This window comes from Salegentibacter salinarum, from assembly GCF_900168115.1.
Lineage (GTDB): Bacteria > Bacteroidota > Bacteroidia > Flavobacteriales > Flavobacteriaceae > Salegentibacter > Salegentibacter salinarum.
In genome coordinates this window covers 160,255-174,892 of sequence record NZ_FUZC01000007.1, presented here as the reverse complement: position 1 = coordinate 174,892, position 14,638 = coordinate 160,255, and the positions used below count along the sequence as shown (strand labels likewise).

The window sequence follows — 14,638 nt, the reverse complement described above, 5'->3', positions numbered from 1 at the left end:
AAACTTCTTCATTGTGAATACAAATCTAAATATAAATTTTAAACTGCAAAACAGCTTTCTGCTTTTTTATGAATTGTTTTATGCGATAATCGGAATTATACAAAAATGTTACCTTCTCGGAAAGTAATTATTTATGGGCCTACAGCGGGCTTTTTCTTAATCATCTACAGCACTAAAAAGCATTTGCCTGAATTTCCAGCCGGTTTCATCACCGGTGTTGCCTTGGGTTTGCTTCAACAAAATACCGATTATTTGTTCTTCGGGATCTGCAAAATATTGCGTGTTGAAATAACCGCCCCAATCAAATGTGCCGGCACTACCCTGCCCTCCTGCAATTTCTCCGGTTTCACTTACAATTCCGAACGAAAGACCGTAGTACTGATTTGGATAATTAAATTTCTCACCCGATTGGTTTCCCATAATAATATCTACCGTTTTTCGACTTAATAAGCGTGTACCATTGTATTCTCCTCCGTTTAGATACATTTGAAGGAATTTAGCATAATCTTCAGCAGTTCCCGATAAACCGGCGCCACCGGAAAAGAAAGAACCGTTTTCGGCTAACGGATAATTAGTATTATAAAATGTATTTGGATAATTTTCCCATTCTCCCTCTTTTTTATGCTGTACCGCCACTAAGCGATCCTTTTTTTCTGAAGGCTGATAAAACCTTGTATCATCCATTTGAAGTGGATCGAAGATTCTTTTTTTCAGAAATTCATCAAAATCCTGTCCTGAAATTACTTCAATAAAATAACCAAGCACATCCAAACCTAAACTATACGTAAATTTTTCCCCGGGTTCGTGGTGTAATGGTAAAGTCGCCAGTTTCTTTACATTTTCTCCAATGCTCACCTCGTCTTCAGTGAATAATTCGGTGATTCCGGCCTTGGCGTAAATCTTTTTGATACGATCATCACTATCAATCATCCCGTAACCAAGTCCGGAAGTATGCGTTAGCAAATGCCTAATGGTAATTTCATTTTCAGCCGGCGTAGTAGTAAAGGTGCTGTCAGATTCTTTAAAATCCTTTAGAATATTAGGATCTTTAAATTCAGGAATATATTTTGAAACAGGATCATCTAAACGGAATTTCCCTTCTTCCCAAAGCATCATTACGGCTGTAGCTGTTATCGCTTTTGTTTGCGAGGCCAATCTAAAAATGGCATCTTTTTCGAGTTCCTTTCCTGAAGCATCTGCTTCACCATAAGCTTCGTGAAAAACAATTTTCCCATCGCGGGCTATTAAAGCTACAGCTCCCGGAATCTGGTTTTCATCAATTGCCGATTTCAGCATTTCTTCAATCTTCAAAATTCTTTCTGAAGACATTCCTACTTCAGCAGGAGCAGCTGTTTCAAGTGTTCCTGAATTATTAATCGAACTGGTTTGTGCTGAAATTGCAAGGCTTCCTATAAAAATAGAAAGCCTTGCAATATTTAAGAAAATAGATCTCATTTTCAATATTTTAATTTGATCCGCCTAAAATTAAAGGTAATCCCCCTTCGCCAGAACCTATAACAACCGTCTTGGCGTTATTAGACTTGGCAAGCTCAACCGTGGCCTGGATACCTTTTTCCTTTAAAATGTTAGGAGTTAAAGAGGCATTCAAAATCTCGTTTGCACGCGCCTTACCTTCGGCATCAATACGCTGACGTTCGGCTTCCTGGGTAGCTTTGGTCAACCTAAATTCGTATTCTAAAGATTCCTGTTCCTGGCGTAATTTACGCTCAATAGCTTCTTTAATATTATCGGGAAGTGAAACATCTCGCACCAAAACTTCATTCACCTGAACATATTGATCCTGAAGTAAAATTTGGGTTTCTTCTAAAATTTCTTTCTGAATAGCTTCCCTTTTACTGGCATACAATTGCTCTGGGTTATATCTACCCACAACCGCCCTTGCAGCCGATCTTACTGCGGGTTGAAGTAAACGCCTTATGTATTCCTCACCTTTTTCACGGTGCAGGCTTCCAAGGTTTGCGTAAGAAGGTTGAAACCAGGTAGAAGCATCAATATTGATCTCAAGTCCGTTAGAACTTAAAACCTGCATTTGTTCTTCAAGCGACTGTTGTCTTACTTCGTAAACAAAAACTCTGTTCCAGGGAGCTACCAGGTGAAAACCTTCATTTAGCGGTGGTTCATCTGTAACTACTCCACCTCCAAAAGTTTTATAAAGCACGCCGGCCTCACCAGAACCTATGGTAACAGTCGATTTTGCAACAAATATTATTAAAAGTACGATTCCTATAATAATAGGAATTCCGAGTTTAGGTAATCTTTCCATCTATGTAATTGTATTTAAATTAATCCTTTGTATTTTCTGAAAAACCATTCTGCGGCGAGTATCAAAACAAGCAGAAATAGAAGGTAATACCAGTCTATCAAAGGTACAATTTTTTGACGGCTTTTTTGAACGGGTTTGTATTTATCGTTACTTAGAAGTGCATTACTTAATTGCTGAAGTTGATTCTGATAATGAACCTGTGTGCCTGAATTTTCTGCCAGGGCTTCCATCGCATTTTTATTGGCCGAAATAAACTGTTGCTCAATATTGTAAGCAATTACTTCAAAGCTGCCGGAACGTGCTATTTGAGAACCTGTTTCAGTAATTTTAAAATCATACTTTCCGGCCGGTAAATTGCCTAAATCTACTTCATAACCGTTATGTTTTAGAACCAATTGAGATTCTATACGCTCTTCTGAATATTCTACGGCAATCACCAAATCGGCATTGGGATCAAACTGATAATTTTGATCGAAAAAATTTGCGGTTAGTTTTATAGCTTCATTTTCATAATAAAATGAGTTATAATCTATGGTTAATCGCTCTCTTTGTTGTGTTGAAGTGATATTTTGAACCAGCTTACCAATAAAATTATCAAATTTTTCGAACGATTTATTCTCTAAATATGTATTGGAGCGCCATCTCCAGATATTTTCTCCAAAAATAAAGGCATATTTATTCTGGCCTTCCCCGGCGATGCCCATTAAGGGCTGTGAAGTTCCCAAATTTTCAATTTCCTGAAAATAAATACTTTCAAAATTATTATTCTGAACGCTAATATTTCCAAATTTATCTTCCAACGGCGGAAATTCCGAAAACCCGGTTTCCTCAAATTGAAACTGATTAAAATTCGGGTTTTTTACAGCGAAAATTTCTTGGAGCTGATTGGCAAAATCTTTTTTCACAAAATCCTGGATTCTATTAAGAAAATTCCAATTGGTTTGTGTGCCCGAAACTAACAGGTAGTTTTGATTATTTTCTTCTAAATCTTCAAAAACAGGAGTAAAACCTGAAGCTGGCTGATATAAAATAATTAGCTGATATTCTTCTAAATTCGATAAATCATCCTCGAGATATTTTATATCGAGTTGTCGTTGCTTATTAGTTTCTATCGACTTTTTAAAAGTTCCAATATCGGGGTGTGGGGCAGCGCTTATCAGTAGAATCTTACTGCGTTCGTCAATAACTTCTACTGCGAACTGTACGGTGTTATTTGCTTTGTTTTTTTCATTTTCTAACGGAATAATTTCGGCTTCATAAGAAAGAACACCCAAGCTTGAAGCAGGAAGTTCAGCCCTAATCACTGCGGAATTATCTTCTGAATCAAGTGAAATTTCTTCAGATAAAATTACATTCTCCCCAGATCTAATTATGAATTTTGAATCTACCTGTTCTTCTCCTGAATATGAAATGAAGGCTTCAACCGGAAAACGATTATTTAAAAAAGCATAGGTATTTACATTTAATTGAGATAATTCTAAATCTGAATATTGTGTGGTATCGCCAACGACCACAGGATAAATTTCCTGGTTATTTCCCGGTTTGAAATAACGAAAATCTCTACCGGTACTTTGATTTCCGTCGGAAATGAGCAATACGGCGGTAGGTTTTTTTCGAGAAAACTCCTTTACCGCTTCCAGAGAAGCGCTAATATTGGTTTGAGTAGCTTTGAATTCAGGTGTAGTTGAATTCAATAATTCATTTCCAAAATTATATTGAATTAGCTCAAAACGTTCCTGAATTATTTCATTAGACTTTAATTCTTCTAAAATATTCTGAACTGTATCTGCCTGCTCTAAATGTGCAATAGATTCAGAGTCATCTACAGCAAGAATTAAATTAGGTTTTTGGAGTTCGTAAGTTGTGGAAGTGATCTTAGGGTTAATAAGCAACAAAAGAAGTATAAAAACAGAGAGAAAACGTAAAGCAAGGTAGATGTAAGTTTCCCTACTCTTGTTTTTATTCTTAAAGAGGTACTGAAAAAAAGCAAACCCCAGCGCAATAATTATGGCCGGGGCTATGAGTATGATGGTGCTTATATTCATTTATGGAAAATCGAGATAAAAGTTAATAGCAATTCTTATAACTACTAACTTTCTAAGTGTGCATTCCACCGTCTACGTGAAGTACCTGGCCGGTGATATAAGAACTAAGATCACTACCAAGGAAAACACAGGCATTTGCTATATCTTCGGGAGCGCCGCCACGTTTTAAAGGGATAGCCTGTCTCCAGCCGTCCACAACTTTTTCGTCCAGTTTCTCAGTCATTTCGGTTTCTATGAACCCAGGAGCGATCACGTTGGTTCTAATATTTCTGGAACCAAGTTCCTGCGCCATAGATTTAGAAAAACCTATAATTCCGGCTTTTGAAGCGGCGTAATTTGCCTGTCCCGCGTTCCCGGTTACTCCAACCACCGAACTCATATTAATAATGCTTCCTTTGCGTTGTTTTAGCATAGTTCGCTGCACCGCTTTGGTCATATTAAAGATAGATTTCAGGTTTACTTCAATCACCTTATCAAAATCTTCTTCGCTCATTCGCATTAATAAATTGTCTTTGGTGATTCCGGCATTATTAACCACAATATCAATTTCACCAAAATCGGCAGCTACATCTTTCACTAATTGTTCTGCTTCCTTAAAACTGGCTGCATTAGACTGATAAGCTTTAGACTTTACTCCCAGTTTACTTAATTCTTCGGCAAGTGCATTTGCAGATTCGGCAGATGAATTATAAGTAAAAGCAACATTGGCACCGTGTTCAGCAAATACTTTTGCGATTCCTTTTCCTATCCCACGGCTCCCACCGGTTATTATAGCATTCTTTCCTTCTAATAATTTCATATTTGTAAAAAGATTGATGTTAATTTATTAGTTCCAAATATAACAAAAGCAAAAGCTAAGAAATAAAAAATCCTCCTGTATTTAGCATTTACACCAAATCAAGGAGGATTAAAATATCACTTAATATGAATTTAGCCTTTCATAACCTCGGCTACTTTCTTGCCAATTTCTGCTGGAGAATCCACAACGTGAATTCCATTTTCTTTAAGAATAGCTTTCTTAGCCTGAGCGGTATCTTCGCTTCCGCCAACAATTGCTCCCGCGTGACCCATAGTACGGCCAGCCGGTGCAGTTTCTCCAGCGATGAAACCTACCACCGGTTTTTTATTTCCGTTCTCTTTAATCCATTTTGCAGCATCTGCTTCTAACTGGCCACCAATTTCACCAATCATTACGATACATTCGGTTTCATCATCATTCATCAATAATTCTACGGCTTCTTTAGTTGTAGTTCCAATAATTGGATCTCCACCAATTCCAATAGCGGTAGTAATTCCAAGCCCTTGTTTTACAACCTGATCTGCAGCTTCATAAGTCAATGTACCCGATTTGGATACAATCCCTACTTTTCCTTTTTTGAAAACAAAACCTGGCATAATACCAACTTTTGCTTCTCCCGGAGTAATTACACCCGGGCAGTTAGGGCCTACCAAACGGCAATCTTTATCCTGAATATAATCGTAAGCTTTTACCATATCGGCAACAGGAATACCTTCAGTAATTGTAATAATTACTTTAATCCCGGCATCGGCAGCTTCCATAATTGCATCTGCAGCAAACGCCGGCGGTACAAAGATTATCGAAACATCTGCTCCTGTTTTTTCAACAGCATCAGAAACTGTATTGAAAACTGGTTGGTTAAGGTGTTTTTGACCTCCTTTTCCGGGAGTTACCCCTCCAACAACATTGGTTCCGTATTCTATCATCTGTTCAGCGTGAAAAGTACCTTCGCTACCGGTAAATCCCTGAACTATTATTTTTGAATTTTTATTGACTAAAACGCTCATAAATTTTTTGATTTTTGCGATTACAAAAGTAGGTTTTTAAATATAAAACCTAAAGTTTTTTGGTGGTTTATTGGGCTTGTACTCTTAAAATTGAATTAAAGTTTTAACTCAAAACCTTTAATTAATGCGAATGTCTAAAAATTAAGACCAGGGACTTTCATCTATCTCTTCGCCAAGTTGTGAGATTTGTACTCCTTTAAAAAGCTTCTCATCCTTTAATTCCCAAATAGCCATAAAATGCGCAAGTGGCATTTCTTCATCAGGATTTTCTATGGTTTTTACGTGATAAGTAAACTGAATAGCGATTTGATGATCTTCCTCAACCGTCTTTTCAATTTCGGCTTTAAGCGATTCATAGTTTTTAGCCATATCATTTCTAATGGCCAGGATCTCATCAAAATCCAGTTTTTTAAGTCCGGTAGTGCCGTACCACGTGAGGTCTACATTGGGATGCAAAAAATTGTCTAATGTTCCCTTTTCATCATTAAATAAGGAAGTATAAAATTTCTCAACAATCTCTTTACTTTTTAAGCCCATAGTCTTTTACTTTAATTTTTCCAGCAATTTAGGTAATTGCCTTAAGAGCGCCAACTCTTTTAATTTTGCCCTGGCTTCCATTGCCGGATTTCCGGTATAGATTTTATTTGCTTTGGTAGATTTCGTTATTCCGGCTTTTCCCATAAGTACGCCGCCTTTTTCCACGGTTATCCCGCTGCGCATTCCAACCTGGCCCCAGACGGTAACCTCGTCTTCAATAGTGACAGCACCGGCTATTCCTACCTGGCTCGCAATTAGACATTTTCTTCCAATTACAGTATCGTGCCCAACCTGAATTAAATTATCCAGTTTTGTACCTTCTTTAATGGTGGTATCCCCGGTAACGCCTTTATCTATGGTACAATTTGCACCAATTTCCACATTGTCTTCTATAACTACTCGGCCACCAGATCTTAATTTATCAAAACCTTGCGGCCGGGTTTTATAATAGAAAGCATCGCCACCCAAAACGGTACCGGAATGTATAATCACGTTATTACCAATAACGGCATTATCATATATACTTACATTGGAATGAATAAGGCAGTTACTGCCTATTCTCACATTATGTCCGATAAAAGTATTTGGCTGAATATGCGTGCCCTCCCCTATTTGTGCCGAATCTGAAACAGATTTTTCCGCTTTTTTAAAAGGTTTAAAATATTGGGTTAGTTTATTAAAATCTGAAAAAGGATTTTCTGAAATAAGTAAAGCCTTACCTTCAGGACAATCAACTTTCTTATTGATCAAAATTACGGTCGCGGCCGAATTTAAAGCTTTATCGTAATATTTTGGATGATCTACAAAAACAATATCGCCGGGCGTTACCACGTGAATTTCATTCATTCCCAAAACCGGGAAATTGGCATCACCAATATATTGTGCATCAATAATAGTGGCAATTTGCTGCAGCGTATGTTCTTGTGGGAATTTCATATTGATTAATATTAATAAAAACTACCTGAAAAGTTCCGTTATCGTCAAGCTGAACTTGTTTCAGCTTCTCAAATGTTTTAATTGTAAATAGCTTAGATCTCCGAATAAGTTCGGAGCAAGCTCTGAAATATCCCAAAACTTCGGGACAGGATGACGATTTTAAAATTTTTCAATGAATCGTTCTTAAAAAGCTACTCCTTAATTCTTTCTTTATATGTACCCTTTTCGGTTTCAATTCTAATTTTGTCGCCTTCATTGATAAATAAAGGAACATTCACTTCAGCCCCGGTTTCAACCGTTGCCGGTTTAGTAGCGTTTGTAGCTGTATTTCCTTTAACTCCGGGTTCAGTATGAGCTACTTCTAACACAACACTAGCAGGCATTTCTACCGAAAGTGGCGCATTATCTTCAGTATTGATAATAACGGTAACCACTTCACCTTCCTTTAAAAGTTTTGGCTGATCTAATGCATTTTCTGTCAGACGAATTTGAGTGTAATCTTCAACATTCATAAAATGATAAAATTCATCATCATTGTATAAATACTGAAACTTATGGGTTTCTACACGAACATCTTCAATTTTATGACCCGCAGAAAATGTATTTTCAATAACTTTTCCCGTGGTGACACTTTTTAGTTTGGTTCTTACAAAAGCAGGTCCTTTTCCCGGTTTTACGTGTAAAAATTCAGTGATCTTATAAATATCGTGGTTGTAACGAATACACAATCCGTTTCTAATGTCACTTGTACTAGCCATTATTTTGTTTTAATTAGAGCTAAAGTATCCTTTCATGATACCTCGCTGTGAGTTTTTAATAAATTCTAAAATTTCGTCCCTTTCTGCGGTTGCCTGCATTTCAGCTTCAATTATTGCAACAGCCTGGGAGTTGTTATAGTTTTTCTGATATAAAATTCTATAAATATCTTGAATTTCACGAATTTTTTCAGTTGTAAATCCTCTTCGGCGTAAGCCAATAGAATTTATACCAACATAAGAGAGTGGTTCTCTTCCCGCTTTTACAAACGGAGGAACATCTTTTCTTACCAAAGACCCGCCGGTAACAAAGGCATGTCTCCCAATACTACAAAACTGCTGAATTGCTGCCATTCCTGCAAGAATCACGTAATCTCCAACATTTATATGGCCGGCCAGGGTACTATTGTTAGAGAAGATACAATTATCTCCCACTATACAATCGTGAGCAATATGGCAATAAGCCATAATCCAGCAATTTTCCCCTATCACCGTTTTCATTCGGTCTGTGGTACCACGATTAATGGTTACACATTCCCTAATTGTAGTATTATCTCCAATAACCGTAATGGTATCTTCGTCGTCAAACTTTTTATCCTGCGGAATAGCAGAAATAACGGCTCCCGGAAAAATACTGCAATTCTTTCCAATTCGGGCACCTTCCATTATAGTTACGTTAGATCCTATCCAGGTTCCTTCGCCAATTACTACATTATTATGAATTGTAGTAAAAGGTTCTATCACTACGTTTTTAGCAATTTTGGCTCCCGGATGTACGTAAGCTAAAGGCTGGTTCATATTTTTTATTTTGATTTTACAATTTGCGCCATAAGAATGGCCTCGGTAGCCAGTTTTCCATTCACATAAGCATAGCCCTGCATTTGGCAAATTCCGCGGCGAATAGGCGCAAGTAATTCTAATTTGAATATTAATGTGTCTCCAGGCACTACCTGTTGTTTAAATCTTACATTATCTATTTTCATAAAATAAGTAAGGTAATTTTCTGGATCTGGCACCGATTTTAAAGCAAGAATACCCCCAGTTTGAGCCATAGCTTCCACCTGAAGTACCCCGGGCATTACCGGTTTTCCCGGGAAATGACCCACAAAGAAAGGCTCGTTCATGGTTACATTCTTTAAACCAATTACACAGGTATCCGTACAGCTATAAATTTTATCTACCAAAAGGAACGGAGAACGATGCGGCAATATATCCATTATATCGGTCACATCCATTAATGGTTTTTGATCAAAATCTATTTTTGGAACATTATTCCGTTTTTCAGCTTTAATTATTTTCGCCAGTTTTTTGGCGAATTGGGTGTTCACATAATGTCCAGGCTTATTGGCAATAACTTTTCCACGAATCCTGGTCCCTACTAATGCAAGATCTCCAACAACATCTAAAAGTTTGTGCCTTGCAGCTTCATTGGGATAATGTAAGGTTAAATTGTCCAGTATTCCATTTTGCTTAACCGAAATATTATCACGATTAAAGGCAATACGAAGTTTTTTAAAGGTTTCTTCGTTTATTTCTTTGTCTACATAAACAATAGCATTATTTAGATCGCCTCCTTTAATTAAACCGTGATCTAATAGAGTTTCAAGCTCATGTAAAAAGCTGAAGGTGCGAGCATTTGCAATTTCGTCTTTAAACTCAGAAAGACGAGAAATGGTTGCGTTTTGTGTCCCCAGAACCTTTGTTTCAAAGTCTACCATAGTGGTCACCTGGTATTCATCGGCGGGCATCACAATAATTTCGCTTCCGCTTTCATCGTCGTGGTAAGTAATTACCTCCTCTACCACAAATTCTTCACGCTCGGCTTCCTGTGCAACCACACCAGCCTTTTCCAAAGCTTCAACGAAAAACTTTGAAGAACCATCCATTATTGGAGGTTCAGAAGCATTTAATTCAATTACAATATTATCTATATCCATACCTACACAAGCGGCAAGGACGTGTTCTGAAGTTTGAATTTTCACCCCCTTCTTCTCCAGGTTAGTACCTCTTTGGGTATTTACCACATAACTTACATCTGCCTCAATCTCGGGTTCTCCTTCAAGATCCATTCTTTTAAAAACATAACCGGTATTCTCTGCAGCAGGTTTAAAAGTCATTTTCACTTTCTGCCCGGTATGCAGCCCAACCCCTTCAAGAGAAATCTCTTTATCTATGGTATGTTGTTTCGCCTGTTTATAAGCCATTTTTAATTTTTTTTTCTAATTGGTTAAGTGTATCTATGGTTTTAGGTAAGTTTTTAAAATGAACATAAGATTTGGCAAAATCTCCATAGCCAAATGCGGGAGAACCCTGCAACATTTCATCGTCTTTCACATTTCGACCAATCCCGGATTGCGCTTGAATTTTCACCCTGTCACCAATTTGCAAATGTCCTGCAATTCCTGCCTGCCCACCAATTAAGCAATTCTCACCAATTTTGGTAGAACCTGCAATCCCAGCTTGTGCAGCTATGGCAGTGTTAGAGCCAATTTCCACATTATGGGCAATTTGAATTTGGTTATCCAGTTTTACTCCTTCTCTTATAATGGTAGAACCCAGTGTTGCCCTGTCTATTGTGGTACCGGCCCCAATATCTACATTATCTTCTATAATCACATTTCCAATTTGCGGAACTTTTGAATATATCCCATCTTCTCCCGGGCTAAATCCAAAACCATCGGCCCCTATTATAACTCCGCTGTGCAAAACACAATTACTACCAATAACTGTTTCAGAATAAACTTTCACTCCCGGAAAGATTATAACATCATCTGCAATTTTTACATTATCACCAATATAAACATTGGGATAAATTTTTACATTTTTACCAATTTTTACGTTTTCACCTATGTATGCGAAAGCACCTAAATAAAGGTTTTCACCAAACTCAGCTGAATCTGAGACAAAGCTTGGTTGTTCAATTCCCTGTTTATTTAATTTTATTTGGTTGTAATATTCCAGTAATTTAGAGAATGCTTTATAAGCATCTTTTACTTTTATTAGAGTGGTGGTAATTGGTTCTTCGGCTTCAAAATCACTATTTACAATGGTTATAGATGCCTGTGTAGAATATATATAGGAAGTATATTTCGGGTTACTTAAGAAGGTAAGAGAACCTTCACCGCCTTCTTCAATTTTAGCTAATTCAGATACTTCGACCTCAGGATTGCCCTCAATTTTTCCGTCGAGAATCTCTGCTATTTGTGCTGCTGTAAATTTCATTCTGGCAAAAGTAAAAAAAAAGCGTTAATGTTTGGCCTTCGGGTAGCATATATAATACTTAACCACTGTTTTTGAGAGGGCTTTTAAATTCAATTGGTCTGATGCTTTAGCCACATCGCTAATCTTTCCGTTTTTATGTAAAATATTAATATTATTATTTTCACTTTTATAGGCAGTATTGGTCACTTCACCGCTAAACACAAAATAATCGGCTTCTATTGCTGAAATATTTTCCTTTTCCTGAAGTGCCTTTCTACGCTTTTCAAGTTTTGCTACCGATGGTTTTTTCTTCTTGATCTTTACTTTTAAAAGATCACGGTTTATAATCATATTGCATAAATTACTCAACACAAAATCCTCGTGATCCTGCCATTCTTTCATTGCCGAAATAATATCGTAATCGTCTAAACGGGCAAAAATAGATAAGGTTTCCGAAGAAAAATTCTCGGGTCCTATTTTGTTGTAAAGAAAATATGAAAGCGCTTTACTGGCATTAAGTTTTTCACCTTTTTCAACAAGCTCTTTGGCTCGTTTTAAAACTCTGATTAAAAGCTGTTCGGCTACCAGACTGGTTTTATGCAAGTAAACCTGCCAGTACATTAATCTTCTGGCGACTAAAAATTTTTCTACGGAATAAATTCCTTTTTCTTCAATAACCAAATCATCCTTCACCACGTTCAGCATGGTGATTAACCGCTCACTATTTATGTTTCCTTCAGCCGCACCCGTATAAAAACTATCGCGTTTTAAATAATCCAGCCTATCCATATCAAGCTGGCTAGAGATTAACTGATTTAAAAACCTTCGGTTATAGGTTCCGCGGAAAATTTGCAGTGCCAGCGTTAAACTTTGGTTAAAGTCACGGTTCATTTCTTCCATAAAAAGCAAAGAAATACTTTCGTGATCAACGCCTTCCACAATGCTATGTTCCATGGCATGAGAGAAAGGTCCGTGACCAATATCGTGTAATAAAATGGCAATTTGCAATGCCTCTTCTTCGGCTTCAGAAATTATAACTCCTTTATGCCTAAGTATCTGCACCGCTTTTTGCATTAAATGCACACAACCAATAGCGTGATGAAAACGAGTATGATGGGCACCCGGATAAACCAAATAAGACATTCCCATTTGCGAAATTCTACGCAGGCGTTGAAAATAAGGATGCTCAATAATACTGAAGATACGCTCACTCGGGATGGTAATAAATCCGTAAATTGGATCGTTTAATATTTTGAGTTTATTAGTTGAAGTCAAGCTTGGTAACGTATTAATTTAGAACAAAGATACATAGATAGACTTTGGAAGTTGAAAAAGCAATTATTAAGTTATAAAAAACCTCAATTTTCAAAATATCAGAAGAAAACTATTAATTAAAGACGATCAATAGAAGGTCAAAAAAACATAGAAGAATTAAATCTCAGTTAATGAGAAAAAATATAAGATATGAATAAGATAAAAATACTTTGGGTAGATGATGAAATAGATTTACTGAAACCGCATATTTTGTTTCTGGAATCTAAGGATTACGAAGTGGTTACCAGCCAAAGTGGAACTGAAGCATTAGAACAAATTGAAGAAGAAAGTTTTGATATAGTATTTCTTGACGAAAATATGCCGGGACTTACCGGCCTGGAAACCCTTGCTGAAATTAAAGAGAAAAGAGAGAATCTTCCGGTTGTAATGATTACCAAAAGTGAGGAAGAGTATATTATGGAAGAGGCTATTGGGTCTAAAATAGCCGACTACCTTATTAAACCGGTGAATCCAAACCAGATTCTGCTTAGTATAAAAAAGAACCTGGATCACTCCCGACTTATTTCTGAAAAAACTACTTCGAATTATCAGCAGGAATTCCGGAAAATTGCGATGGATTTGAGCCAGGTGAATACTTTTGAAGAATGGGCTGAGCTTTACCAGAAATTAATTTACTGGGAGCTACAACTGGAAGGCCTGGAAGATAGCGGAATGTTTGAAATACTGGAATCTCAAAAGAATGAAGCCAATACACAGTTTTGCAAATTTATAGACAAGAATTATCCGTCCTGGTTTGAGAAAGGTGTAGAAGCGCCAATTATGTCACACACTATTTTTAAAGAAAAAGTGGTGCCCGAAATTAACGACAAACAACCTACGCTCCTTGTTGTGGTAGATAATTTAAGATACGACCAGTGGAAAGCTTTAGAACCGGTAATTGCTAATTATTATAAGAAAGAAAAGGAAGAACCTTATTACAGCATTTTACCCACAGCTACCCAATACGCGCGTAATGCAATGTTTTCTGGTTTAATGCCAAGTGAAATGGAAAAGTTATTTCCGCAATACTGGAAAAACGATACCGAAGAAGGAGGTAAAAATAATCACGAAGCCGAATTTTTAAACGAACAGCTAAAAAGACTGGGGAAAAGCTTTAAACACGAATATCATAAAATCACCAGTTTAAAAGCCGGAAGAAAACTGGCAGAAAACTTCAAAACACAGAAGGATAACGATCTTACTGTTGTAGTTTACAATTTTGTAGATATGCTCTCCCACTCCAAGACAGAGATGGAAGTAATTAAAGAACTGGCTTCTAACGATAAATCTTACCGATCTTTAACCTATAGCTGGTTTAAGAATTCGCCGTTGTTAGATATTATTCAGCAGGCACGGCAACTAGGATTTAAATTGATACTCACTACGGACCACGGAACTATAAATGCTAAAAATCCTTCAAAAGTTATTGGAGATAAGAACACCAGTTTAAATCTGAGGTATAAAACGGGTAAAAGTCTTACTTACGAAGAAAAAGATGTACTAGCGGCTTCAAATCCTAAGAGCATACATCTGCCCAGTATTAATATGAGTAGTTCTTTTATTTTCGCTAAGGGAGACCTTTTCTTTGCTTATCCTAATAATTACAATCACTATGTAAGCTATTATCGAAACACGTATCAACACGGTGGCGTTTCCCTGGAAGAAATGATTATTCCATTTGTAGTCTTGGAACCAAAATAGGGGATTAATCCCTGATTTTTAGCATAATATAGGGTATATTAATTTATTCCCTATCTTTG

At 37.0% G+C, this 14,638-nt stretch carries 13 protein-coding genes; 1 reads left to right on the top strand and 12 read right to left on the bottom strand.

Annotated elements, in window-relative coordinates; translation table 11 throughout:
- Nucleotides 1-156: 156 nt before the first annotated feature.
- The 12 genes from B5X53_RS10440 to B5X53_RS10385 form a co-directional block, all read right to left on the bottom strand.
- Nucleotides 157-1,455 (bottom strand): serine hydrolase domain-containing protein, encoded by a 1,299-nt coding sequence (locus B5X53_RS10440; RefSeq protein WP_079713172.1) that lies wholly within the window; start codon nucleotides 1,453-1,455, stop codon nucleotides 157-159.
- A gap of 10 nt (nucleotides 1,456-1,465) precedes the next feature.
- A complete protein-coding gene (locus B5X53_RS10435) occupies nucleotides 1,466-2,284 on the bottom strand; it encodes a prohibitin family protein (protein WP_079713171.1) in 819 nt (272 codons plus the stop codon).
- Between the two features lie 14 nt (nucleotides 2,285-2,298).
- Nucleotides 2,299-4,329: a hypothetical protein gene (locus B5X53_RS10430; RefSeq protein WP_079713170.1), complete on the bottom strand. Its 2,031-nt coding sequence runs from the start codon at nucleotides 4,327-4,329 to the stop codon at nucleotides 2,299-2,301.
- Between the two features lie 52 nt (nucleotides 4,330-4,381).
- On the bottom strand, nucleotides 4,382-5,128 hold the full coding sequence (gene fabG / locus B5X53_RS10425) for a 3-oxoacyl-[acyl-carrier-protein] reductase (protein ID WP_079713169.1): 747 nt from the start codon (nucleotides 5,126-5,128) through the stop codon (nucleotides 4,382-4,384).
- Nucleotides 5,129-5,259: 131 nt separating this feature from the next.
- A complete protein-coding gene (gene sucD, locus B5X53_RS10420) occupies nucleotides 5,260-6,135 on the bottom strand; it encodes a succinate--CoA ligase subunit alpha (protein ID WP_079713168.1) in 876 nt (291 codons plus the stop codon).
- Nucleotides 6,136-6,276: 141 nt separating this feature from the next.
- On the bottom strand, nucleotides 6,277-6,672 hold the full coding sequence (locus B5X53_RS10415; RefSeq protein WP_079713167.1) for a nuclear transport factor 2 family protein: 396 nt from the start codon (nucleotides 6,670-6,672) through the stop codon (nucleotides 6,277-6,279).
- Between the two features lie 6 nt (nucleotides 6,673-6,678).
- On the bottom strand, nucleotides 6,679-7,608 hold the full coding sequence (locus B5X53_RS10410; RefSeq protein WP_079713166.1) for a UDP-3-O-(3-hydroxymyristoyl)glucosamine N-acyltransferase: 930 nt from the start codon (nucleotides 7,606-7,608) through the stop codon (nucleotides 6,679-6,681).
- A 191-nt stretch (nucleotides 7,609-7,799) separates the two neighbouring features.
- Entirely contained in the window at nucleotides 7,800-8,366 is a 567-nt protein-coding gene (gene efp / locus B5X53_RS10405) for an elongation factor P (RefSeq protein WP_079713165.1), read from the bottom strand.
- Between the two features lie 9 nt (nucleotides 8,367-8,375).
- Entirely contained in the window at nucleotides 8,376-9,161 is a 786-nt protein-coding gene (gene lpxA / locus B5X53_RS10400) for an acyl-ACP--UDP-N-acetylglucosamine O-acyltransferase (RefSeq protein WP_079713164.1), read from the bottom strand.
- 5 nt (nucleotides 9,162-9,166) lie between these two features.
- Nucleotides 9,167-10,567 carry a bifunctional UDP-3-O-[3-hydroxymyristoyl] N-acetylglucosamine deacetylase/3-hydroxyacyl-ACP dehydratase gene (locus B5X53_RS10395; protein ID WP_079713163.1) on the bottom strand — a complete coding sequence of 467 codons (1,401 nt, stop codon included), beginning with the start codon at nucleotides 10,565-10,567 and terminating at the stop codon, nucleotides 9,167-9,169.
- Nucleotides 10,557-11,585 carry a UDP-3-O-(3-hydroxymyristoyl)glucosamine N-acyltransferase gene (gene lpxD / locus B5X53_RS10390; protein WP_079713162.1) on the bottom strand — a complete coding sequence of 343 codons (1,029 nt, stop codon included), beginning with the start codon at nucleotides 11,583-11,585 and terminating at the stop codon, nucleotides 10,557-10,559. Before lpxD ends, B5X53_RS10395 begins: the two co-directional genes overlap by 11 nt.
- 24 nt (nucleotides 11,586-11,609) lie before the next feature.
- A complete protein-coding gene (locus B5X53_RS10385; RefSeq protein ID WP_079713161.1) occupies nucleotides 11,610-12,839 on the bottom strand; it encodes an HD domain-containing protein in 1,230 nt (409 codons plus the stop codon).
- A 189-nt stretch (nucleotides 12,840-13,028) separates the two neighbouring features.
- Here B5X53_RS10385 and porX point away from each other — a divergent pair, with 189 nt between their 5' ends.
- Nucleotides 13,029-14,579 carry a T9SS response regulator signal transducer PorX gene (porX, locus tag B5X53_RS10380; RefSeq protein WP_079713160.1) on the top strand — a complete coding sequence of 517 codons (1,551 nt, stop codon included), beginning with the start codon at nucleotides 13,029-13,031 and terminating at the stop codon, nucleotides 14,577-14,579.
- Nucleotides 14,580-14,638: the final 59 nt, after the last annotated feature.

Bases quoted from the DNA above. Each gene is read 5' to 3' on its own strand.
- B5X53_RS10440 (WP_079713172.1), bottom strand. From the start codon at position 1,455: ATGAGATCTATTTTCTTAAATATTGCAAGGCTTTCTATTTTTATAGGA.
- B5X53_RS10435 (WP_079713171.1), bottom strand. From the start codon at position 2,284: ATGGAAAGATTACCTAAACTCGGAATTCCTATTATTATAGGAATCGTA.
- B5X53_RS10430 (WP_079713170.1), bottom strand. From the start codon at position 4,329: ATGAATATAAGCACCATCATACTCATAGCCCCGGCCATAATTATTGCG.
- fabG (WP_079713169.1), bottom strand. From the start codon at position 5,128: ATGAAATTATTAGAAGGAAAGAATGCTATAATAACCGGTGGGAGCCGT.
- sucD (WP_079713168.1), bottom strand. From the start codon at position 6,135: ATGAGCGTTTTAGTCAATAAAAATTCAAAAATAATAGTTCAGGGATTT.
- B5X53_RS10415 (WP_079713167.1), bottom strand. From the start codon at position 6,672: ATGGGCTTAAAAAGTAAAGAGATTGTTGAGAAATTTTATACTTCCTTA.
- B5X53_RS10410 (WP_079713166.1), bottom strand. From the start codon at position 7,608: ATGAAATTCCCACAAGAACATACGCTGCAGCAAATTGCCACTATTATT.
- efp (WP_079713165.1), bottom strand. From the start codon at position 8,366: ATGGCTAGTACAAGTGACATTAGAAACGGATTGTGTATTCGTTACAAC.
- lpxA (WP_079713164.1), bottom strand. From the start codon at position 9,161: ATGAACCAGCCTTTAGCTTACGTACATCCGGGAGCCAAAATTGCTAAA.
- B5X53_RS10395 (WP_079713163.1), bottom strand. From the start codon at position 10,567: ATGGCTTATAAACAGGCGAAACAACATACCATAGATAAAGAGATTTCT.
- lpxD (WP_079713162.1), bottom strand. From the start codon at position 11,585: ATGAAATTTACAGCAGCACAAATAGCAGAGATTCTCGACGGAAAAATT.
- porX (WP_079713160.1), top strand. From the start codon at position 13,029: ATGAATAAGATAAAAATACTTTGGGTAGATGATGAAATAGATTTACTG.